This window comes from Agitococcus lubricus, assembly GCF_003051055.1.
Taxonomy (GTDB): domain Bacteria; phylum Pseudomonadota; class Gammaproteobacteria; order Pseudomonadales; family Moraxellaceae; genus Agitococcus; species Agitococcus lubricus.
The window spans coordinates 231,169-252,263 of record NZ_QAON01000004.1 but is presented as its reverse complement, the minus strand read 5'-3'; the positions used below and the strand labels follow the sequence as shown (position 1 = coordinate 252,263).

At 44.2% G+C, this 21,095-nt stretch carries 19 protein-coding genes; 13 read left to right on the top strand and 6 right to left on the bottom strand.

The window, feature by feature from the left end; all coding sequences use genetic code 11:
* The first annotated feature begins 3 nt into the window (after positions 1-3).
* Positions 4-165: a hypothetical protein gene (locus C8N29_RS16740; protein WP_170106908.1), complete on the top strand. Its 162-nt coding sequence runs from the start codon at positions 4-6 to the stop codon at positions 163-165.
* A 45-nt stretch (positions 166-210) separates the two neighbouring features.
* Here the strand turns inward: C8N29_RS16740 and C8N29_RS06160 are convergent, their stop codons facing one another.
* Both C8N29_RS06160 and C8N29_RS06155 read right to left on the bottom strand, forming a co-directional pair.
* Positions 211-531: an ArsR/SmtB family transcription factor gene (locus C8N29_RS06160; protein ID WP_204509285.1), complete on the bottom strand. Its 321-nt coding sequence runs from the start codon at positions 529-531 to the stop codon at positions 211-213.
* 93 nt (positions 532-624) lie between these two features.
* Positions 625-1,020, bottom strand: a complete 396-nt coding sequence (locus tag C8N29_RS06155; protein WP_107865164.1) for an HIT family protein — start codon at positions 1,018-1,020, stop codon at positions 625-627.
* A gap of 121 nt (positions 1,021-1,141) precedes the next feature.
* On the opposite strand from C8N29_RS06155, the gene C8N29_RS06150 reads away from it, so the two are divergent.
* Positions 1,142-2,104 carry a ketopantoate reductase family protein gene (locus C8N29_RS06150; protein ID WP_107865163.1) on the top strand — a complete coding sequence of 321 codons (963 nt, stop codon included), beginning with the start codon at positions 1,142-1,144 and terminating at the stop codon, positions 2,102-2,104.
* A 106-nt stretch (positions 2,105-2,210) separates the two neighbouring features.
* The gene (gene cynS / locus C8N29_RS06145) at positions 2,211-2,651 is read left to right on the top strand and encodes a cyanase (RefSeq protein ID WP_107865162.1); all 441 of its coding nucleotides are present in this window, start codon (positions 2,211-2,213) and stop codon (positions 2,649-2,651) included.
* Between the two features lie 147 nt (positions 2,652-2,798).
* Here cynS and C8N29_RS06140 read toward each other — a convergent pair whose 3' ends face one another.
* The 3 genes from C8N29_RS06140 to C8N29_RS06130 all read right to left on the bottom strand — a co-directional run bounded on the left by C8N29_RS06140 (position 2,799) and on the right by C8N29_RS06130 (position 4,979).
* Positions 2,799-3,569 (bottom strand): SIR2 family NAD-dependent protein deacylase, encoded by a 771-nt coding sequence (locus tag C8N29_RS06140; protein ID WP_107865161.1) that lies wholly within the window; start codon positions 3,567-3,569, stop codon positions 2,799-2,801.
* Complete coding sequence (locus C8N29_RS06135) at positions 3,566-4,009, bottom strand: OsmC family protein (RefSeq protein ID WP_170106907.1); 444 nt, start codon at positions 4,007-4,009, stop codon at positions 3,566-3,568. Before C8N29_RS06135 ends, C8N29_RS06140 begins: the two co-directional genes overlap by 4 nt.
* A 97-nt stretch (positions 4,010-4,106) precedes the next feature.
* On the bottom strand, positions 4,107-4,979 hold the full coding sequence (locus C8N29_RS06130) for an outer membrane protein assembly factor BamD (RefSeq protein WP_107865160.1): 873 nt from the start codon (positions 4,977-4,979) through the stop codon (positions 4,107-4,109).
* Between the two features lie 147 nt (positions 4,980-5,126).
* Here C8N29_RS06130 and rluD point away from each other — a divergent pair, with 147 nt between their 5' ends.
* Together rluD and C8N29_RS06120 are read left to right on the top strand one after the other, a co-directional pair.
* Positions 5,127-6,110, top strand: coding sequence for a 23S rRNA pseudouridine(1911/1915/1917) synthase RluD (gene rluD, locus C8N29_RS06125; protein WP_107865159.1), 984 nt, complete (start codon positions 5,127-5,129; stop codon positions 6,108-6,110).
* A 275-nt stretch (positions 6,111-6,385) separates the two neighbouring features.
* On the top strand, positions 6,386-6,595 hold the full coding sequence (locus C8N29_RS06120; protein WP_107865158.1) for a DUF1660 family phage protein: 210 nt from the start codon (positions 6,386-6,388) through the stop codon (positions 6,593-6,595).
* On the opposite strand, the gene C8N29_RS06115 is transcribed toward C8N29_RS06120, so the two are convergent.
* On the bottom strand, positions 6,596-7,135 hold the full coding sequence (locus C8N29_RS06115; RefSeq protein ID WP_107865157.1) for an HD domain-containing protein: 540 nt from the start codon (positions 7,133-7,135) through the stop codon (positions 6,596-6,598).
* A gap of 160 nt (positions 7,136-7,295) precedes the next feature.
* On the opposite strand from C8N29_RS06115, the gene C8N29_RS06110 reads away from it, so the two are divergent.
* The 8 genes from C8N29_RS06110 to C8N29_RS06075 all read left to right on the top strand — a co-directional run bounded on the left by C8N29_RS06110 (position 7,296) and on the right by C8N29_RS06075 (position 21,041).
* The gene (locus C8N29_RS06110) at positions 7,296-13,094 is read left to right on the top strand and encodes an alpha-2-macroglobulin family protein (protein WP_107865156.1); all 5,799 of its coding nucleotides are present in this window, start codon (positions 7,296-7,298) and stop codon (positions 13,092-13,094) included.
* A 416-nt stretch (positions 13,095-13,510) separates the two neighbouring features.
* Positions 13,511-15,208 carry an AMP-binding protein gene (locus tag C8N29_RS06105; RefSeq protein WP_107865155.1) on the top strand — a complete coding sequence of 566 codons (1,698 nt, stop codon included), beginning with the start codon at positions 13,511-13,513 and terminating at the stop codon, positions 15,206-15,208.
* 86 nt (positions 15,209-15,294) lie between these two features.
* Positions 15,295-16,605, top strand: a complete 1,311-nt coding sequence (locus C8N29_RS06100; protein ID WP_170106906.1) for an AAA family ATPase — start codon at positions 15,295-15,297, stop codon at positions 16,603-16,605.
* On the top strand, positions 16,598-17,188 hold the full coding sequence (locus C8N29_RS06095; protein WP_146164424.1) for an HNH endonuclease family protein: 591 nt from the start codon (positions 16,598-16,600) through the stop codon (positions 17,186-17,188). The genes C8N29_RS06100 and C8N29_RS06095 overlap by 8 nt, the downstream gene beginning before the upstream one ends.
* A 1-nt stretch (position 17,189) precedes the next feature.
* Positions 17,190-19,301: a penicillin-binding protein 1C gene (gene pbpC / locus C8N29_RS06090; RefSeq protein ID WP_107865152.1), complete on the top strand. Its 2,112-nt coding sequence runs from the start codon at positions 17,190-17,192 to the stop codon at positions 19,299-19,301.
* Positions 19,302-19,378: 77 nt separating this feature from the next.
* Entirely contained in the window at positions 19,379-20,140 is a 762-nt protein-coding gene (gene pgeF, locus C8N29_RS06085) for a peptidoglycan editing factor PgeF (protein WP_107865151.1), read from the top strand.
* Between the two features lie 23 nt (positions 20,141-20,163).
* Positions 20,164-20,730 (top strand): flavodoxin family protein, encoded by a 567-nt coding sequence (locus tag C8N29_RS06080; protein WP_107865150.1) that lies wholly within the window; start codon positions 20,164-20,166, stop codon positions 20,728-20,730.
* Positions 20,727-21,041, top strand: coding sequence for a rhodanese-like domain-containing protein (locus tag C8N29_RS06075; protein ID WP_107865149.1), 315 nt, complete (start codon positions 20,727-20,729; stop codon positions 21,039-21,041). Before C8N29_RS06080 ends, C8N29_RS06075 begins: the two co-directional genes overlap by 4 nt.
* The last annotated feature ends 54 nt before the right edge of the window (positions 21,042-21,095 follow it).

The following is a 21,095-nucleotide window of genomic DNA, read 5'->3' as shown; positions in this document are numbered from 1 at the left end:
ACGATGTCAAATATTCAGTATCTGTTATGGGCAACGGTGATTGTGTTTATTACAACAGCAATCAATTTATCGACTAATACAGGCAGCTATAGCTCCTCTAGCTCCAGCCGTAGTTGGAGTAGTGGTAGTTATTCTTATGGTGGTAGTGGCGGTGGGCATAAGTAGCTTAACGGGACAGAGGCTATATAGACTGCCCCACGGACTTATTTTTTAAGCCTGACGACTGCTACTAAAAAACTGCTCTAATCGTACACGCATGTCTTCGTTTAAGTGACAGGTCATAAACTTGCCATGACGTTCGACCCAAATTAATTTGGCATTGACCAATTCTTTAATATGGTGAGAAACGGTTGGCGCACCAATATTCAGTTTATGCATAAATTCAGACAAGCCAAAACTACACTCTTTTTTTTGGCAATCGCCTGAAGCGATAATTTTTTCACGTAACTCTAATAACTCCAAATACATTTGCAAACGATTAGGATGGGATAAGGCTTTAAAGGCTTGCGCCATTGCATTTAAGTCTTTCATCTTTTTGCTCGATAGAGTCAGTACAAGTACTCAGTATAACACAATTATATTTTGATAAGTATCGAAACATTATCGGTGTTGGTAAATTGATACTTAAAATTGCAGTAATTGGGCGAGTGCGGCTAATTCTTGTTGGGTCGCAAGCGGAGCAGGACGATTGAGTTTTTTTCCATTCCAACGAGGAATAACATGGGTGTGAAAATGAAATACATCTTGGCCACCTGCTTTGCGATTGTGTTGCCAAACGGTGATACCATCTGCTGCTAAAACCGTCATTTGGCGTTTAGCAACTTGTTGTGCCAAGTCCATCACTGCAAATAAATCGTGTTGTTCAATGGCTAATAAATCAAGACTATGACGTTTGGGAATAACTAAAGTATGGCCTTTGCTCAGTGGGCGAATATCTAAAAAAGCTAAAGCTAGGTTTGTTTCTGCAATTTTGTGGCAAGGCGCTTGGCCTGCAATGATTTTCTCAAAGATAGTAGGCATTAGGTTTATCCTCTCATAAAAATATGACAATGTATCAGCTTTTGTTGGTTTTTAGTTTGACATATATCGAAATATGTAATAATTTGATGGATATCGAACTAATGCTGAGTTGATTATAACAATGAAAGAACATATTTTAATTATTGGTGCTGGCGCGGTTGGGCAGGTGTATGCCTATCATTTGGCACAAGCTGGTTATCACATTCATTTTTTGCTAAAAGAAAAATACCTAGAAGAAGCACAACAAGGTTTTTTTTTGTATAACTTACGCCAAGACAAACAGCGTCAGCAAGCGATTATTTTTAATAATTTTAGTTGTCACACCTCATGGCAAAGTTTGGCCAATATTAAGCTTAGTCAAGTTTGGTTGTGTGTATCCAGCACCGCTTTGGCAGTCATGGATTTAGCCCCAATGAAAGCCGCGATTGGTGATGCTTTAATGGTAGTTTTGCAACCTGACCCTGATGATGTGAGTCGTGTGCAACAGACCTTTGGCAAAGAACAAGTTGCGGCAGGGATGATTAACATGATTAGTTATCACACCCCCTTAGCCACCGAGCAAACAGCGCGAGAAGGTATTGCCTTTTGGATTCCCCCTGTGATGCCTATGCCAGTTGATGGTGAGGTTGAAGGGGTGTCGGCATTGTTGGCCGTGTTAAAGAAAGCCAAAATTAGTGCCTTGTGGCAAAAACAATTTGCGATTGCGAATGCCCACAATACAGGCTTTTTGATGGTGTTTTTGGCCGCTTTAGAATTAAGTGATTGGCAATTTAAGCAATTATCAGCAAATAAAGCGTTATTAAAAACGATGATAGCCGCACAGCAAGAGGTATTTGCTGCCTTACATGCAGAATATGGTAGTAAAGCCAGTATGGTGTTGCGACAAATAAAGCCGTGGATGTTACCAGTCATCCTAAAATTGGCACGTCATGTTGCTCCCTTAGATATGGAAACCTACTTACAAGCGCACTTTATGAAAGTACGCTCACAAACCTTATTGTTGTTAGACGCTTATGTTCAACGAGCTAATAAAAGTGGTATTGCTGTGCCAAATTTGCAAGGGTTATTGATGCGGCTTAAATGAGTAAATAGATAGGCTGATTGGCTTGTTTCTTGCAATTATTCTGATGAAGAAAAATCTAAAAGTTTTCTATCACATCAAAATGAAAGCACTTTGAGGAATAGCCAATATGAACAAAGCACAAGTCGTAGAAGCCGTTGTATTAGCAAAAAAAGCCAAGCAACTTACTTGGGAGTCGATTGCCTCGACGTTGGGGATGAGTACTGTATGGGTGACATCAGCGTGTTTAGGCATGAATAGTATGCCAGAACAAGCAGCAGAAAAATTGTGTGAACTTTTAGAGTTGCCATCTGAAGCTAAGTCTGTGCTCATGGAGTATCCGACGAAGGCATGGTCTCCTGCTATTCCTCAAGATCCACTAATTTATCGTTTATATGAAGTTGTGGGTGTGTATGGTGATACGCTTAAAGAGGTGATTCAGGAAAAATTTGGCGATGGCATTATGAGTGCAATTGATTTTAGTATGGAAGTAGAGAAGCAGCCAGATCCAAAAGGTGATAGGGTTGTAATTACCATGAATGGCAAGTTTTTGCCTTATAAGGCGTGGTAGCAAGAGTCGCAAGGCTTGAGAGATAAAACCCGTCTTCATCGTTTTTATTCTTTCTCCCATAGTTGCGGTAGTGTGGGTTGACCTAGAAAACCCACCATGAGCATTTCATTACCGTGGGTTTAGTTTCTCAACCCATGCTTATGCTCGCTATGCCATTTTCCACAACTTAGTCAGCATTTCTGCTGCACCGCCACGCAAATGATAAGTCGCCAAATGTGATAGCTCACTATCAATAGGATTAATCTCAATAACAGGAATAGCTAATTGTTTTGCAATAACAACAGGTTGTTGAATATAAGGAAATTGAGCACTTGTACCCACCACCACAACCATATCAAAAGGCATGGTTTCTAACAATTGATAGAGTTGAGAGAGGGCTTTTTCGGGTAACATTTCTTCAAACAACACCACATCAGGTCGTATTAAACCGCCGCACTGAGGGCACTGTGGTGGTAGGTTGATAGTTTGTTGGTAGTTAGCCAAAAGTTGTTCAGCCGTACTCTGAAAATCACAATCGAGACAATATAAACGTTCAGCACGGCCATGAATTTCGATGAGGTTTTTGCTGCCTGCTTGATGATGAAAGCCATCAATATTTTGCGTTAATACCCATGTATTTGGTTTGTTTTTTTCGATCTCGGCAATAATTGTATGGCCTTGATTAAACTTAGCTTGATAACACGCTGAGCCAATTTGCCACAAATATTTCCATGTAATCTCAGGGTGACGGCGAAACATCGATGCACTTAATGCAGTTTCGATAGCATAGCCTTCGTCTGTACGTTGACCTTCATACAATCCCCCCACACCGCGATAGGTCGGTAATCCTGAATCAGCCGATAAACCTGCACCTGTAATAAATAATACCGATTTGGCAGATTTAATCAGTTGTTGGGCGGAGGAGAGGGGAGTGGTCATTTCAAAACCACCCCATCACCATCAAACACATTAATTTGCAAAGGAATACCTGCTTGCACACTTTGCGACACGGTACAAAAATCTTCAAACTGCGCCAAAATCCGCTCTAAATGCTCAAATTCGGCAGCCGCTTTACCTAAATTAATGTTGGCATTAATGTGCGTCACGCGTAAGCGTTTTTGCTCATTACGATCAACCGTACAACTAATGGTTGTCTGAATATTCTCGGCATTTTGCTTAAATTTGCGTAGTGCAAACAACAAACTGGCCGATAAGCAATTGGCCACTGCGGCTAATAACAAATGCTCAGGCGAAGGTGCAGAACCTTCACCTAAAGGCGGTGGCAAATCAGCCATTATAGGGCTGAGGGCAGCACCAAAATCCACTTCAAATTTATAGTCGCTGGTTTGCTGAATCTTAATTGTCAGTTGCTCGGCCATGGTTATCGTCCTATTAGAGTCTATAAATATCCCTTCGACTCCGCTCAGGGAGCAGGCGTTGTGCTGATTGAGCGCAGCCGAAACCCATCTGAATAATCTATTGAGCCGCTTTGGGAGGGGGTACATCACCTGTTTTGGGCGAAGTAGTCAGTTTTTTATCAAGCAAATTAAAACTGACCATATTCAGCCAAGAGCGCTCCTCATTTTGTGCGCCTAAATCTAATTTGACTTGGTTTTGCGTATCCACATAGTCAGGATAATTCGTTTTGAGTAAGGCTAATTGTTGGTTGGCTAAGTCGGTCATCCCTAATTGTTGATAACAATGGACAATCATGGCTAAGGCTTCTGGCGTTTGCGGCGTTTGCGGGTAATTTTCTACAACCCAGCGCGCTCGATTGAGTGCAGCAACATAGGTTTTACGTTTGAGATAATAACGACCCGCATGGAGCTCGTTTTCTGCCATTTGATTACGAATATAAATCATGTGCTGGCGAGCATCGGGCGCATAAGCACTATTGGGAAAACGACGGACTAATTCGTTGAAATTATCAAAGGCTAAACGTGAGCTGTTGAGGTCGCGGTGCGCAGTATTGAGTGGAATAAAACGCAAAAAAGCATCTTTGTCGGCTTCAAAGTTAGCTAATGCCCGTAAGTAATAGGCATAGTCGATTTGTGGGTTTAAGGGATGTAGACGGATAAAACGCTCCGCAGCGACGACGGCGCCAGGATAGTCCAAGTGTTTATAACGGGCATAGATAATATCCAGTTGCGCTTGTTCGGTATAAACCCCAACAGGATAGTGCGATTCTAAGGCCTCTAAGTGTTTACTGGCGTTTTCAAAATTTCCGTATTTTAAGGATTTTTGAGCCGCTTCATAATAACCTTGTTCGGATAAAATGCCTTTAGTGTCAGGCGTGGTACTACAGGCAGCAACACATAAAGTCAGTGCAAAAAGAGAAAGCAAACGCATATTTATCCTCAAACCGTGTAAACTACGCCCTGTTAAAATCTCCCAACGGAGGTTTTGGCGTGATAGGCTTAGATGCTCGGCGATTAAACCAGCCTGAGTCTTCTACTAAGTCCGCTATATTAAGCTCTTCTGATACGCTCGCCAAATATGACTACGCAATTACAACAGAGTTCTTCTGAAAATACTGATTTTTTGACAGTAATGATTCCTGCCGATTTAGGCGGCGCACGTTTAGACCAAGCGGCTGCCCGTTTATTTAGTGATTATTCGCGTGAGCGACTCAAAGAATGGATTCAACAAGGGCATTTATTGGTGGATGGCAAAGTGCTACGCCCCAAAGACCGTATTGTTGGCGGGGAATATCTCACCTTACAAGTCGTCTTAGAGGTTGAGACCGAAGCCCAAGCCCAAGAGATGCCACTCAATATCTTATATGAAGATGACCATATTTTAGTGTTAGATAAACCTGCGGGTTTGGTGGTTCATCCTGGTGCAGGCAATCCAGATGGTACGTTATTAAATGCCTTGTTACACCATTGCCCTGACCTCAAAAATATTCCGCGTGCAGGCTTGGTGCATCGTATCGATAAGGATACGAGTGGATTACTGGTGGTAGCCAAAACCTTGCCTGCGCAAACCTATTTAGTTGCAGAGTTAAGTGAAAAAAATGTCTATCGCGAATACGAAGCCGTTGTCCAAGGCTTACTAGTTAGTGGTGGCACGATTGATGCGCCGATTGCCCGTCACCCGCATGAACGGGTAAAAATGGCGGTCTTAAATGGCGGCAAACCTGCGGTCACACATTATCGTGTCATTAAGCGTTATCGTAGTCATACGCATGTCCGTGTTGAGCTAGAAACAGGTCGTACCCATCAAATTCGGGTACATTTTGCTCACAAAGGCTACCCCTTGTTGGGCGACCCTGTTTATGCAGGTCGTCCACGTTTGCCTAAAGGAGCAAGTCCTGAATTAGTGAGTGCCTTACAACAATTTCCACGTCAGGCCTTACATGCACGTCGTTTAAGTTTAGTCCACCCTGACACGGGTGAGCAGATGAGCTTTGAATCACCTTTACCCCAAGACCTTATTGATTTATTGGCATGTCTGAATCAGGATGTCAAAACCTCCTAAGTTCTCTAGCGACGAAGGGCGATTGCCCTTCAACACGGTACCTCACCACACACTCGAATGTTTGCTGACTAAAGTGTGATGTGTATCACATGTTTTTCAAGTTTAGATTTGGCTCTACCCAATTGCTCCATACTCTAATGCCATCTTGCCGCTGGCTAAGCCAGTATCATCTGAATGTCACTTTTGTCAGGTATACATAACTGCCTGCTGGGTGGCCTTAAGGTCTATGTCGGTATTGAGGCCAGTGAAGGCGTATAATCCGTTGATTGGGGTTGATGATGAGTCGTCGTCAAGAAAAGATAAACAAGTTGTTGTGTAAAGTATTTGGCCATCAGCTCATTGATGGGGTGAAGTATCATAATCATGCCACGCGTGGTAGTTCCAAAATTTGTCAACGCTGTGGTTTTTATGAGGTCGTGTTGGCGGATGATGAACAGCACCTGTCAACCTCATCGCCAGACACGCATGCGCAAGCCGTAAAATAATCACCACCTAAACATGGGCAATGGTTTGAATGGGTGACGTAAGGTGTGCCTAACAGATTGTTTCGCCAAAAAGACATGAAAGCCTGCGTTTGGCCACGTTTGCTTAACGCGACGGATGAAGCTCTTTGACAAACCCATCGGCAATTGTCCCAAACTCACATCTAACCAGTCGGCTTTACGAAAGGCATCGACTAAGGGGTTGTGACTATACGGCCAAATTTTATGGTGTAGCGTTATCATCGCCAACACATCCGATTCCCATGCACTTTTTTGCGCCTCATGTAGGTAATGGCGTGCTAAGCGTGCAGAAGGGGCTAAATAATCTAGACTTTGGTCTGTCCAAATTCCCAAATCATGAAATGCCACCGCAATTGCTGCTTTATCAATCGCTTCGGTATTGTCGCCTACCAAGGCACGATAAAAATTTAACACCCGATAGCAGTGGTTTTTATAAGCTACATACTCTTTACCCAATGTGGGTTGCCAACGATTGAGCAAGTCATCTAATAAAAAATGATAGGTTAATAGTTCTAAGGACATAGGCAGGCTCACAGGATTATTATTAATTGTCCGTCTTTTAGCGATAGTCAGAGTCAAACATGCGTTAGGCTATTCTGTCAACTGAGGCGAAGCGCGTATACTGGGTGGTCAAGATTTTCCCTCAACAACGCAGATGTGATAGACAAGGTTAGGAGCAGCTATGTGGCATTATGTAATAGGATTTTGTCTGAGTATTATTTTTTGTTTATCACAAAGTGTATGGGCCTTGTCGGTGGGGGAGGTGTTAGCGTCAGCAAAAATGACGGCGTTACAGGCTTCAGGTCAAACGGTGGCCTTAACGAGTTTTAGTCCACAAGGCGAGGTGGGTACGGTGTTGCAGGCTCGTGCTCGCTTCTCTGATGCCATGGTGCGTCTTGGTGATGTTAATGTCCGTAATCCTTTTCTGGTCAGCCCTAATTGTAAAGACTATGGCAAAGGTCGGTGGTTAGACACCAAAACATGGGTCTATGATTTTAGCGATTTACCCGTAGGTATAGAATGCCGCTTTACCTTAGTCAGTGGTCTCAAAAGTGTACAAGGTAAGTGGTTACGTGCGTATCCGTTATATCAATTCAAAACCGACGATATTAGTTTTGGCTATGAACGTTCTAGCCCTACGAATGTCAGTATCATTGATTCGTGGCCACGCCATTATCAAGAAATTGTCGATGACCAAGTTTTTTTAGTGAAACTAGATAAGACGACCGACCCCAAAACTTTGCCACAACACGTCTATTGTCTCACCAGTCAATCGCCCGAAAAACTCTATGCTAAGTTTTTGACTCCGCAAGAAACCAGTGCATGGTTAGCCAAACAAGACAGTGTGTTATGGGACTGGTGGCGAGGTCAAAAAGGCGATAATTATTATGACCAAGCCAGTAAAAGCGAAAAGCAAGATGTAGTCAAAGAGTGGCGTGCCTTGACCTGTGGCCGTCGGTTGGTGGCAGGTGCAGAGGTGCGTTTGGTGTGGGGTAAGCATACGGCGACGACGACAGGCCAAAAACGCCTTGCTAATCAGGTTTTAGCGTTTAAGGTACGTGAACCGTTTACCGTCAGTTTTAATTGCCCACGTCAGCAGGCCAAAGCCCCGTGTGTTCCCTTAACAGACATGGAGTTACGTTTTTCAGAGCCGATTCCTGCCGAAAAAATCAAAGCGATTCGTTTACAGGGTGCAACTCAACAATGGGCACCTAAACCCAATAATGGCGATGACTACGAAGACAGCGATTATGTGCGTTTTAGTGCGCCGTTTCCTGCTGAGTCTGCTTTTTTATTAAGTTTACCCAGTGGTATTTATGACAGTTATGGTCGGCCACTCAGTAATGCCAAAAACTTTCCTTTATCCGTCAAAACAGGTGGGTATCCTCCATTAGCTAAATTTGCGGCAGATTTTGGCGTGGTTGAGAGTGCCGTCGGCGCAGTTCCCGTCACGGTGCGTAATTTAGAGCCGAGTGTCAGTGCCAAAACTGAAGCCAAACTGTATAGCCTGAAAATTGCGAATGATGACCAGTCGTTTGTTAATGCCCTTAAAATGTATCAGAGTCATGGTAATTATGGCCTGTTAGATAAACCCTTGATTGCTAAACAAGCGGGGGTGACGGTACAGCCATTACCTAAACAGTTAACGGCGCGTGAGTTTGAAGTCATTGGTATTCCTGTCACGCAGGGCTTATATATCCATGAAGTAGAAAGTCGTTATTTAGGGGAGTGGATTAGTCAAAAGCCACAACCCGCGTTTGTCCATAGTATGAGCCTAGTCACCAATTTGGGGGTGCACTTGCAAATGGGGCGAGTGGGGAGTTTGGTGTGGGTGACAGACTTGGCAAAAGGACAGCCTGTCGCCGACGCAACGGTCAGTGTGTGGGATTGTTTGAACAATAAATCGTTGTGGACAGGCCAAAGTAATGCACAAGGTATTGTTTTAATTCAAAAAGATATTTTCAAAGAGCCAGACAATCCCGAGGGCAAAAAAACAGCCTGCCAATATTCGTCTTTTGTAGTCTTGGCACAAAAAGGCAATGATCGTAGTTTTGTGTTGCCGCAATGGAATAACGGCATAGAAACATGGCGCTATAATTTAAGTGCGACAGGCTATTATGACGATGCCAATAGCGATGAATATTATGGTAGCAGCAAAACAACTGGCGATTATGTGGCACATACGATTGTTGACCGCAGTTTATTGCGTGTGGGCGAAACCGTACACATGCAACATTTGGTACGGATGGCTAAATTAGTCGGACTCAGTGCCCCGTCTAAAGAGCTGAAAATTAAAAAAGTTGTTGTCGAGCATGCAGGCAGTGGCGATAGTTATGAGCTGACAACGCAGCTCAACACGATTGGTAACGGTGAAAGCCAATGGCAGATTCCTAAACAGGCGAAATTGGGTGAATACTGTACACGTTTGGTATTACAGGATGACCGCAACTTGTACACCAGTTGTTTTAAGGTGGCTGCTTTTAGATTGCCGGTACTCAAAGCTAATTTGGGCGTACAGCCCAACACCCTCGTCGATAAAACAAATCCACAGTTTCCGATGCAGCTTCAATTGCGTTATTTGAATGGCGGGGGGTATAGCGATGCGCCTGTCACGGTGCGTGGTCGTTTAGAATATGGGGCAGTGCAGTTTGATAAGTTTGAAGACTATAGTTTTGACAGTATTTCGCTTAAACCTAAAGCCGCCAATGATGCAGAAACAGCAGACAGTGAGTCAGCCTTAACGGAGCAACGGTTACGTTTAGATGCCACAGGCAATTTACAAACTCAGATACCCCTCCCTGCCATTGACCAAGTGCATACTGCCCGCTTGGAAATGGAGTTCCGTGACCCCAGTGGTGAGACACAAACCGTTGGCGCTAGCAGTCAAGTGTGGCCAGCCTCGGTGATTATTGGCACGAAAGCCCTATCGACATGGTTGGGCGACGATAAACCCATAGAGCTAGAGTTTGTCAGTGTCAACGCCCAACAACAGTTGGTTCCCCATACACCCTTACAGATTACGGCTAAACAAATCCGTTATGAAAGCCATCGTAAACGCACGATTGGAGGGTATTATGCCTATGACACGCAACGGGTCGAACAAGACTTGCCGCTAAACTGTGGCCAACAAACCAATGCTCAAGGCCGATTGACCTGTCGTCTACCCCTAAAAAAATCAGGTGAAGTGCAAATTGTGACGACTGCAACCGACAATCAAGGCCGTCAACTCAGTACAAGTACCAGTGTGTGGGTGGGTGGGGATGACGATTGGTGGTTTGACCAAGGCAATGATGACCGTATTGATATCTTACCCGACCAAAAAGTCTATCAAACAGGTGACACGGCGCGTTTACAAGTGCGCATGCCCTTTCGTGAGGCAACGGCGTTGGTAGCGGTAGAGCGTGATGGCGTGATAGACAGCTTTGTCACCACCTTAGCAGGTAAAGACCCGATAATTAGCGTGCCTATCAAAGGCGAGTATGCCCCGAACGTCTACGTATCTGCCTTAGTGATTCGTGGTCGTAATCAAGAAGTGCAGCCAACCGCATTGGTCGATTTAGGGAAACCCGCCTTTAAGTTGGGGATTGCCGCACTCAAGGTCGATTGGCAGCCATATCAACTGGGCGTACAAGTCAGTAGCGATAAAAATCAATATCGCCCGCGTGAGCAAGCACAGGTCAGCGTACAAGTTCTAGCGGCTAAAGGTCGTCAAAGTTTGCCTGCGAATACCGAAGTGACCTTAGCCGTGGTTGATGAAGCCTTATTGGAGCTCGCCGATAATGACACATGGGAGGTATTGCCAACGATGATGTTAGAACGGGCGTATGGCATGGAAACAGCCACCAATCAACTGCAAGTGGTAGGCAAACGTCATTTTGGTAAAAAAGCCTTGCCGTCGGGTGGGGGTGGTGGACGCGGTGGCGCAACGCGTGAATTATTTGACACCTTATTACTATGGCAAGCCAGCAAAGCAGTGGATACACAGGGGCGTGTGCAATTTACTGTGCCACTCAATGATGCGCTAACCCGTTTCAAAATTATCGCGATTGCCAGTAGCAAGGAGCAGTTTGGTACAGGCAGCCATAGCATTAACAGTCGTCAAGAATTGCAAGTGGTGAGTGGCTTGCCAACGGTCGTGCGTGAGGGAGACCAGTATCAAGCCGAATGGACTGTGCGTAATAGTACCGAACAAGTACAAACTGTGACCCTGATGCTACAACAAACGGGCATAGCACAGCCAACGCAACACACACTGACCCTCGCAGCCAATAGCTCACAATTAGTCACTGTGCCTGTCACTGTCCCACAAGGTCAAACGCGTATTGATTGGAAAGCAAGCGCACAGGGTCAAGCCTATCAAGACAACGTGCTTGTAAGCCAAACCGTCTTGCCTGCAATTCCGTTACAAGTGTTACAAGCGAGTCTTACCCAAGTCAACGAGAACACACGGACTATGCCTATCGCACCGTTACCTGCCAACGCCTTGACAGGTGGCGAAGTACAAGTCGATTTACAAGCCAGCTTAGGTGGCACGTTAGAACCGATTAAAGCATGGTTTAAGCAGTATCCTTATGGCTGTTTAGAACAAAAGACCACCAAAGCCGCAGGTTTACAAGACCGTGCTTTATGGGACTCACTCATGGCCGATTTACCCACGTATTTAGACCGTGATGGCTTGGCTCAGTTTTACGCTACACAGTATGAAAGTGCGGGTTCTCCCTTTTTAACAGCACATATTTTACGTGTTGCGAAAGCCTTAAACTGGCCAATTCCCGTCGATAGTCGACAAAAAATGCTCACCGCTTTACAAGCCTATGTACAGGGAAAGTTGGCCAATGAGCTTTATAAGCACTGGATATTTGAGCCTCAATTTGACGGCATACAACGACAATTAGAAGTCGCAAGTATCTTGGCGCAATATGGCACATTCAAGCCAACTATGTTAGATAATTTGCGTTTGGAGCCAAAAAAATGGCCAACCCACTTGCTGATAGATTATTTGGAGTTACTACAACATGCGCCTAATTTGAGCCAACGCAAAGAGCGTTTGGCCGAGGTCGAAAATTTATTGCGTAGTAAAATCAAACAAATGGGTGGCACGTATGCCATCTTAGAAAATGACCGTGCGCGTTGGTGGTGGTATGACAGTCAGAGTCTCTTACAAGCCCGTTTAATTTTAGCCATACTCAATCAAGCTCAGTGGCAACAAGAGCTTCCCTTGTTAGTTCGCGGTTTGGTGCGTCAGCAGCAACAAGGGCATTGGTATAGCACACAAGCCAATTTATGGGCTGGGTTTGTGTTGACACGGTTTAATGAAACGAGCGAGGTGATAACTGGTCAAACACAACTGACCTTAGCCGCACAGCAACAACGCTATCAATGGCCTATCAGCCAAGCAAATGATGTCTTGCAACAACAAGCCCAACAAGCGAAAGCCTCAGCCGTGGTATTTGATTGGCCAACCAACAACACAAACTTGACCGTGACACATGAAGGACAGGGCAAACCGTGGTTAAGAGTCTCAACGGCAGCCCGAATCCCGATTACACAAGCCATGAATCGTGGCTATAGCATCCAAAAAAACCTAGTACCTGTCACCCAAAAAGTGAAAGGGGAGTGGCATGTAGGGGATGTGGCGCGTGTAGAATTACGCATGGATGCAGGTCAAGATATGGGCTGGGTGGTGGTCAATGACCCCATTCCTGCGGGCGCAACGTTATTGGGGCGCGGTTTGAAACGCGATAGCCAGCTTCTTAATAATAGTGCGAATGATTGGTGGCCTGTATATGTGGAATATGCCGCAGATGCTTACCGTGCTTATTATCAATATTTGCCGTATAAAGCGACATGGCAAAGCAGTTATGTCGTTCGCTTTAACCAAGCAGGTGTTTTTAAGCTCCCTGCAACACGAGTAGAAGCGATGTATGCCGAAGATGTCTTTGGTTTAAGCCCAAATGCAGATATTGAAGTGAAGCCATAGTGCAATCATCGCCCGTCATGGTACGGGCTATGCACGCGCTGAGGTAGGCTTGAGTAGACAAAATACAAGATTACGACATATTCGCTTAACGATTAACTCTTTTCGGAAGTCGTCAGCAATGATAGTCTTTCACCGTCCTAATTTTTACGAATTATCAGTCCCTAAACGTAGCACTTAGGCATTTTGTTCTTCAACATCGTTAGCAAGTAGCATGTACGCACAGGTTTGAACTTGGTGTGTTTAGTCGGCATAAGACCGTTATGAACGGTGGATATGGCAGCTAAGCTACCCTTAGTGTGGCAGGCCTACTCACATGTTGAGTCCACAAACGCTCAATATAAAAGTGCTACCCAGTCAGGGACATCCCCAAGACAGCCACCTACGGTAAAGTGTGGCATATATAGAGGAACTATAGAATGGTAATGGCCAACGCAGAAAAAAAGACCCTACTACATTGTTTGTTGTATTGGGAAAAGAAAAGCCCCAGTGCCATTTATTTAACCCAACCTTTTGGTAATGGCGATGTTAAAAACTACACATGGCAACAAGTAGGTGATGAAGTTCGTCGTATTGCGAACTATATCCAAACCCTGAATTTACCACCTAAAAGTAATATCGCCTTATTGGGTCGCAACTCCGCGCATTGGATTATGGCTGACCTCGCGATTTGGATGTCTGGCCATGTGACCGTGCCGCTATATCCCACATTAAATGCTGAAACAGCTGAGTATATTTTTGAGCACAGCGAAGCCAAATTATTAATTGTTGGCAAAATGGACGGTAAAGCAGACGGTTGGAAAGAAATTAAAACGGTTATTCCTCAAGGATTGCCCGTTATTGCTGCACCTCTATCGCCACCAGAGCTGTCGGCACAACCACAATGGAATGATATTGTTAGCAAGACAGAACCACTCAAAAATCCCGTTTTACCCGAATTAGACGACATTGCGACTATTGTTTATACCTCTGGCAGTACAGGTAAACCCAAAGGTGTGTTACACAGCTTCCGCACCATGATTGTCATTACCAGCGGTATGGAGCAAATTTGGGGCTTTACCAGCAACGAACGGATGTTGTCGTATTTGCCACTCGCACACGTTGCCGAACGTGCCGCCGTTGAAACCATGTCTTTATTCTTTGGTTTCCATATCTTCTTCTCCGAAGGTTTAGAGACCTTCCAAAAAGATTTACAACGCGCTCAACCGACAATTTTCTTCTCTGTACCGCGTTTATGGACGAAGTTCTATTTAGGCGTCAACGAGAAGTTACCGCCCAAAAAACAAAAACTGTTATTTAACATTCCTATCCTAAATAAAATCGTCAAGAAAAAAGTCTTAACGCAGTTAGGGATGAATCATGTGCGTGTCGCCTTAACAGGTTCTGCGCCGTTGCCACCACAGATTATTGAGTGGTACCGTAGTTTAGGTTTAGAGTTATTGGATGTGTATGGTATGTCCGAAAACTTTGCCTATTCACACGCTTGCAAACCTGGTGAAGTGCGTGTCGGCTACGTGGGTTCAGTAAACCCTGGTGTGTTGCAGCGTATTGCGGATAACGGTGAAATTCAGGTCAAAAGCCCTGCACAAATGATTGGTTATTATAAAATGCCAGACAAAATGGCGGAAGAAATGACCGATGATGGCTACTTCAAAACAGGCGACCGTGGCGAAATTGATGAAAAAGGTCGTTTACGCATTACAGGTCGGGTTAAAGAGTTATTTAAGACCAGTAAGGGTAAATATGTTGCACCTGTCCCGATTGAAAACAAACTCAATAACCACCCCAAAGTCGAAGTGGTGTGTGTGACAGGGTCGGGTGAGCCACAACCCTTCGCCTTGTTTATGTTGTCTTTAGATGCCACTAAAGAGTTAGCGAACGGTCAATTGGATAAAGAGACCTTAACTAACGAATTCAAAGACTTGTTAAAGAGTGTCAATAGCACCTTAGAAGACCATGAAGTCTTAGATTATATTGTGGTAGTTAAAGACCAATGGACGATGGAAAATGGCTTCTTAACCCCCACCATGAAAATTAAACGTAACATCATTGAAGACCGCTACTTAAAACATGGTGAGCAATGGGTTGCCCAAAAACAAAAAGTGATTTGGGAATAATAGTTTGCATCTTTATGGGTGCTAACTAAGTCGATAAACTAAGAGGCAAACTAGCAATGGTTTGCCTCTTTTTATTGGTGGATAACATGACCGAATATCGTATTGAGTCGATTGCCTTAAAAAATATTGGTGTATTTGATGAGGTGAAAATTGATTTTCCTCCCATTGAATCGACTGAGGCTGACCAAAAAAAGGCAGAAATTCATTTATTTACAGGGGCAAATGGTTGCGGCAAAAGTACCTTGTTGTATGCGTTGGCAAGTATTTTTGATAAATATCCAGCTGATAACGATTTGTTAGCTAAACGTTTTCGACAAGATGACTATGCTGTTATTAACATAAATTTTAATAAAGAGCTGATACGTTTTAATCAAAAGACAGATGTAAGATTACATTTAGTAAAAGAATATTATTTTGAACAATCTAAAATATTAGGTTTATATCATCATATAAAGCAAAATATATCACTAATAGATACTTGTTTAGCCCCTATTATGGCTTTTGCCTATTCAGGTCGTCGTACTTTAGAAAATATCAGCACCCACAGTATTGAAAATATCCAAAAATCACCTTTTGAAAATGCCTTATCGTTTACAGGCAATACCGATACCAATTTAATCGCTCAATGGATTTTAAACAGTTTATCTTCGGCAGCATTGGCAGAAGTGGAGGGTGACAAACAAGCAGCACAAAACTATCAATATGCCGTCAAACAAATAGAAGAATTTATTTTTGATATTTGTCAGTTAGAGATTAAATTCAAGATTCAACGCTCACCGTTAACGGTAAAAATTAGCCTTAATAATCGAGTGTTAGATTTTGAGGTATTGCCTGATGGCTTAAAGTCGGTGATTAGTTGGGTGGCTGATTTAGCGGTACGTTTAGATAGTATTCCGTGGGCACAGCAACGAAGTATTTTTGACCAAAATATTATTTTATTTTTAGATGAAATAGATATTCATTTACATCCTAAATGGCAACGCCGAATTTTGCCTGCGGTACAAAAACTACTACCCAATGCCCAAATTTTTGCTTCTACTCATTCGCCGTTTGTGGTCGGTTCGGTAGAAGATGCGTGGATTTATAAACTCCCCGAACAAGGCGAAAAAGTTTCAGAAATTAAAGCCATTAAATCAAATCCTGCTAAAAGTTACGCATTAATTTTGAATGAAATTTTTGATATAGATAAAGATTTTGGTGAAGAAATAGAGCAAGATTTAAATCAGTTTTATCAGTATCGTCAATCTTATATGAATAACAAACAGCCTGCCGATAAAACACAATTATTAGCAATTGCAGCAAAGTTGTTTGATAAAGGTGAAGAAGTTAAGGCGATTGTTGCACGTGAATTAAGACAATTATCGCGTTTAATGAATGAGGATATAGACCTTGCGTAAATTAACAAGGATGGCTGCACCTGAGTGTTGGCAAAAAAAAGAGTACCAATGGAATGCGGACTATGTGGCAAAAGTGCAAGAGAGTCCATCCTATAAATTTGTATGGCGTGACTCCAAAACGTGTTTTAGTTGCGCTAAAGAACAATTAATGAGCATGACTCAACATAATTGTGCCTTTTGCGATGGGGCATTAGGGGTAGAAAGTCGAAAAACCATAGAGCATTTTCGTCCTAAAGAGTCTTTTCCTCAATTGGCTTATGTATGGGATAACTTGTTTTCTTGTTGTGACGTATGTCAGTCAGAGAAATTAGCACAATTTGATGAGAGCTTATTAAAACCTGATGAGCCAACTTATCAGTTTTATCACTATTTTCAAGTGAGTTTTAGGACAGGTGAAATACAGCCATCATCAATAGCGAGTCAATCTCATCAGCAGCGCGCAGAGATTACCATTAACTTATATCAATTAAATAAACTAGAGCGTTGTAAAGCGCGTCTTAAAGAGTTACACGCATTTCGTCCTCATGAGGGCGATATGCTAGATGATTTTAATTATCGATTTTTTCTAGAGGCTGCGCTTTAGTATGCGTTGGCTGTTAGTGTTACTTTTGACGATTGCTTGTCAAATCGTTCAGGCCGCCCAACTCCCCCGTTTTGAACAAGTCAAACAACAATGGCAATCTTCTTATGCCCGTTTATTAGACCGACATGGCCACGTATTAAGTTATCAACGTCTCAATAAACAACAACATCGCTTTGAGTGGACAGCCTTAGACGACGTGTCACCCGCGTTAATCGATGCCTTATTATTTGTTGAAGACAGAGATTTTTATCAGCATCATGGTGTCGATTGGGGCGCGGTGAGTCGTTCGGCGATCAGTTATTTAACGGGGCAAAAAGCCCGTGGCGCCAGTACGATAAGTATGCAACTGGTTGCTCTGTTAGATAACACGCTGAGTTGGCAAAGCGGTGGACGTACAGTCAGTAAAAAATGGCAGCAAATTTGGGCAGCTAAACAACTAGAGCGGCAATGGACAAAAGCACAAATATTGGAAGCCTATCTCAACCTAGTGATTTGGCGTGGTGATTTACAGGGCGTGAGTGTCGCCAGTTTAGCCTTATTTGATAAATGGCCGCGTGGTTTAGACCGTGATGAGAGTCTGGTTTTGGTCGCCTTATTGGCGGCACCTAATGCCAATTATGCCCGTCTTAAACAACGTGTTTGTCAATTAGCCCAAGCGGGTTTTACGGCAGACTGTACGCGCATGCGTTTGTTGGTAGAAACTCAATTGCACCGCCGACAACTACCGTTTGCCATGCAACCCGATATCGACAGTTTGGCCGCTCGTTTGTTATCAGAAGCCCATCAAGACCTACGCACCAGCCTAGATGCGTCATTACAACAGTTTGCTTATCAGACCTTAGTGAGTCAACTCCGCAGTTTAGTGCACCAACAAGCCAATGCAGGTGCTGTGTTGGTGATTCATAATGCCACAGGTGAGGTATTGGCGTATGTGGCCAACAGTGGTTTAGACCAAGAAAGTCAATGGGTAGATGGTGTACAAGCCTTAAGGCAAGCTGGTTCTACCTTAAAGCCATTTTTATATACCTTAGCCATCGACCAGCAACGCTTAACAGCCGCCTCTGTCTTGGACGATAAGCCTGTCAACATCAGTACCGAATTAGGTTTATACGTGCCACAAAACTACGAAAAAGATTTTAAGGGCGCAGTGACGGTGAGAACTGCATTAGCCAGTTCGTTAAACGTGCCCGCGGTGTTAACGCTTCAGCAAGTAGGTTTGACTAGTTTTTGGCAATTATTAAAAGACTTAGGCTTTAGTCTTGAGCAACAACCCGACTATTATGGCAATGCCTTAGCCTTAGGCGGGTCAGATGTGAGTTTATGGCAATTAGCGAATGCTTATCGCACCTTAGCCAATGCAGGGCAGCGTAACCCCTTATTTCTGACATTGCCACACGATACGCCAGTCCCCACAGCGCCGTTATGGTCGTCGGGGAGTAGTTTTATTGTCAGTGATATTTTAAGTGACCGCCAAGCGCGCAGTTTAAGTTTTGGTTTTGAAAATCCCTTGGCCACTCCTTTTTGGACAGCGGTCAAAACGGGTACCAGCAAAGATATGCGTGATAACTGGTGTATAGGCTTTTCTCAAACCTATACCGTTGCGGTATGGGTGGGCAATATGCAGGGTTTACCAATGCGTGATGTGTCAGGGATTACGGGCGCTGCCCCCATTTGGTTTGACATTATGCATTATTTGCATCAGGACCAAATGGCAATGCCCGCACCGGTTGCGCCCGCCACGCTACAACAGATGCAAGTCCAGTTTACAGGGTTTAATCAGCCAAGTTATCTTGAATGGTTTCTTGAAGGGACTGGCCAACAACAAATTAGTTATCAAGCAGACACAATTCCACAAATAATCTATCCTGCACATGGTACTATCATCGCCCTTGACCCCGATATGCCTGTCGCCCGTCAAAAAGTGTTTTTTAAGGCACACGTCGGGGGGGAGCATTTAGCGTTTTGGTTAAATGACCAGTATTTGGCTCAAGCAGAGCAAGATTATGCTTGGCAACCCCAACGTGGGCACTATCATTTGCAACTGAAAACACATTCTGGTCAGACACGTGCTGACATTCGTTTTGAAGTTCGTGGTAAGGTAGTGAAACCGTAGGAGCATCATGCTCCTAAAATCTGACCCTGATTTGGTCAATAGCTTGTCATCTATTGTCGTTCTAAGGAAGGCTGTCTATGAGTTTAGCCGACTCGTTTTTAATGCCCGATTGGCCTGCACCTGCCAATGTACGTGCAATTGTCACCACCCGTGCTGGCGGACATAGTACAACACCCTATGACAGTTTTAATTTGGCGTTTCATGTGGGTGATGTGGCAAGTACGGTTGTAGAAAATCGTCGCAAATTATTGTGTGCGCTCAACGAAATTGCACCCTGTGGTCCCCCACAATGGCTACAGCAGGTACATGGTACAGACGTGGTAGATGCCTTTAGTGAACCGAAGCGTCGTGCGCAAACCGTTCCTGAAGCCGATGCAGTGACAACCACACACCGTGGTTTGCCGTGTGTAGTGATGACAGCCGATTGTTTGCCCGTCTTTTTTTGTGACCAAAATGGCAATCGTGTTGCAGTAGCACATGCAGGTTGGCGCGGTTTGTCTAATGGTATTTTGGAAAATACACTGGCAAGATTCACCACCCCTGCGGAAGTCATGTGCTGGCTCGGCCCTGCCATTGGTGCAAATACCTTTGAAGTGGGTGCCGACGTGCGAGATGTTTTTGTGAAAGCCGATAAAATGGCTGCCAGTGCGTTTGTTGCCCAAGCGAATGGCAAATATTTAGCAGATATCTATGAGTTAGCACGACAGCGACTCATGAAGGCAGGTATTGGTATGATTAGTGGCGGGGGGTTATGTACCGTCACTGACCAAGATAGATTTTTTTCGTATCGCCGCGACCAAATCACTGGCCGTATGGCCTCAGTCATTTGGTTAGCGTAAATACGCGCCTATAGAGCAAGATTATGGCAAAGAATATCGCAATTGTTTATCACAGCGCTTATGGCCATACCGCCAAATTAGCGGAGTTTATCGCCTTAGGAGTGGCACAAATCGCCGATGTTGATGCCTATTTGATGTCTGTAGACCAGTTAGATTGGCAACTATTGGCCGATGCGGATGCCATTATCATGGGCTGCCCAACCTACATGGGCAGTATTTCTGCTCCCTTCAAAGCGTTTATGGATGCCAGTTCTAAAGTCTGGTTGACGCAAGGCTGGCAAGGAAAGTTAGCCGCAGGCTTCACGAATTCAGGCGGCTTGAGTGGCGATAAGCTCGCAGTGTTACAACAAATCCAACTCTTTGCCATGCAGCATGGCATGTTATGGGTCGGTATGCCGTTGATGCCCACAGGCACACAGCCTGAAGACATGAACCGTATGGGCAGTTATATTGGATTGATGGCACAATCTGACAGCGCACCTGTTGAGGTGACACCGCCTATAGGGGACCTAAAAACCGCCGAATGGTTTGGTCAATATGTCGCTAAAACGGTACAGCGCATCATGGTATTTGACGATGGTTTACAATGATTCGAGAGTCACCGATTACCGATTTTCAACCACGCCCCAATGATATTATTTGGGATGTGCGTGATGCTAACGCCTATGCCGAAGGGCACTGGCAACCTGCACAACATCAAGCCTTAGACAGTATTAATCGGACTGTTTTGCAAACTGTTCCTAGCGAACAGACCATTTATGTACTCTGTGGTGGTGGGACAAAAGCAGGTAGAGCCGCTCAATTGATTGCAAGTTTAGACAGTCAACGCTCTGTCGTGATTTTGACAGGTGGCACGCGCGCGGCGAAAGCAGCAGGCTTACCGATGGTTGAGGGGTTTTAACAGGAGTCTTCGGTTTAAAATACCCCATCGACTTCGCTCAGGGGCACGTTTCGT

What these genes read in the sequence shown, in the direction of transcription:
- C8N29_RS16740 (WP_170106908.1), top strand. Translation starts at nt 4, where the DNA reads ATGTCAAATATTCAGTATCTGTTATGGGCAACGGTGATTGTGTTTATT.
- C8N29_RS06160 (WP_204509285.1), bottom strand. Translation starts at nt 531, where the DNA reads ATGAAAGACTTAAATGCAATGGCGCAAGCCTTTAAAGCCTTATCCCAT.
- C8N29_RS06155 (WP_107865164.1), bottom strand. Translation starts at nt 1,020, where the DNA reads ATGCCTACTATCTTTGAGAAAATCATTGCAGGCCAAGCGCCTTGCCAC.
- C8N29_RS06150 (WP_107865163.1), top strand. Translation starts at nt 1,142, where the DNA reads ATGAAAGAACATATTTTAATTATTGGTGCTGGCGCGGTTGGGCAGGTG.
- cynS (WP_107865162.1), top strand. Translation starts at nt 2,211, where the DNA reads ATGAACAAAGCACAAGTCGTAGAAGCCGTTGTATTAGCAAAAAAAGCC.
- C8N29_RS06140 (WP_107865161.1), bottom strand. Translation starts at nt 3,569, where the DNA reads ATGACCACTCCCCTCTCCTCCGCCCAACAACTGATTAAATCTGCCAAA.
- C8N29_RS06135 (WP_170106907.1), bottom strand. Translation starts at nt 4,009, where the DNA reads ATGGCCGAGCAACTGACAATTAAGATTCAGCAAACCAGCGACTATAAA.
- C8N29_RS06130 (WP_107865160.1), bottom strand. Translation starts at nt 4,979, where the DNA reads ATGCGTTTGCTTTCTCTTTTTGCACTGACTTTATGTGTTGCTGCCTGT.
- rluD (WP_107865159.1), top strand. Translation starts at nt 5,127, where the DNA reads ATGACTACGCAATTACAACAGAGTTCTTCTGAAAATACTGATTTTTTG.
- C8N29_RS06120 (WP_107865158.1), top strand. Translation starts at nt 6,386, where the DNA reads ATGATGAGTCGTCGTCAAGAAAAGATAAACAAGTTGTTGTGTAAAGTA.
- C8N29_RS06115 (WP_107865157.1), bottom strand. Translation starts at nt 7,135, where the DNA reads ATGTCCTTAGAACTATTAACCTATCATTTTTTATTAGATGACTTGCTC.
- C8N29_RS06110 (WP_107865156.1), top strand. Translation starts at nt 7,296, where the DNA reads ATGTGGCATTATGTAATAGGATTTTGTCTGAGTATTATTTTTTGTTTA.
- C8N29_RS06105 (WP_107865155.1), top strand. Translation starts at nt 13,511, where the DNA reads ATGGTAATGGCCAACGCAGAAAAAAAGACCCTACTACATTGTTTGTTG.
- C8N29_RS06100 (WP_170106906.1), top strand. Translation starts at nt 15,295, where the DNA reads ATGACCGAATATCGTATTGAGTCGATTGCCTTAAAAAATATTGGTGTA.
- pbpC (WP_107865152.1), top strand. Translation starts at nt 17,190, where the DNA reads ATGCGTTGGCTGTTAGTGTTACTTTTGACGATTGCTTGTCAAATCGTT.
- pgeF (WP_107865151.1), top strand. Translation starts at nt 19,379, where the DNA reads ATGAGTTTAGCCGACTCGTTTTTAATGCCCGATTGGCCTGCACCTGCC.
- C8N29_RS06080 (WP_107865150.1), top strand. Translation starts at nt 20,164, where the DNA reads ATGGCAAAGAATATCGCAATTGTTTATCACAGCGCTTATGGCCATACC.
- C8N29_RS06075 (WP_107865149.1), top strand. Translation starts at nt 20,727, where the DNA reads ATGATTCGAGAGTCACCGATTACCGATTTTCAACCACGCCCCAATGAT.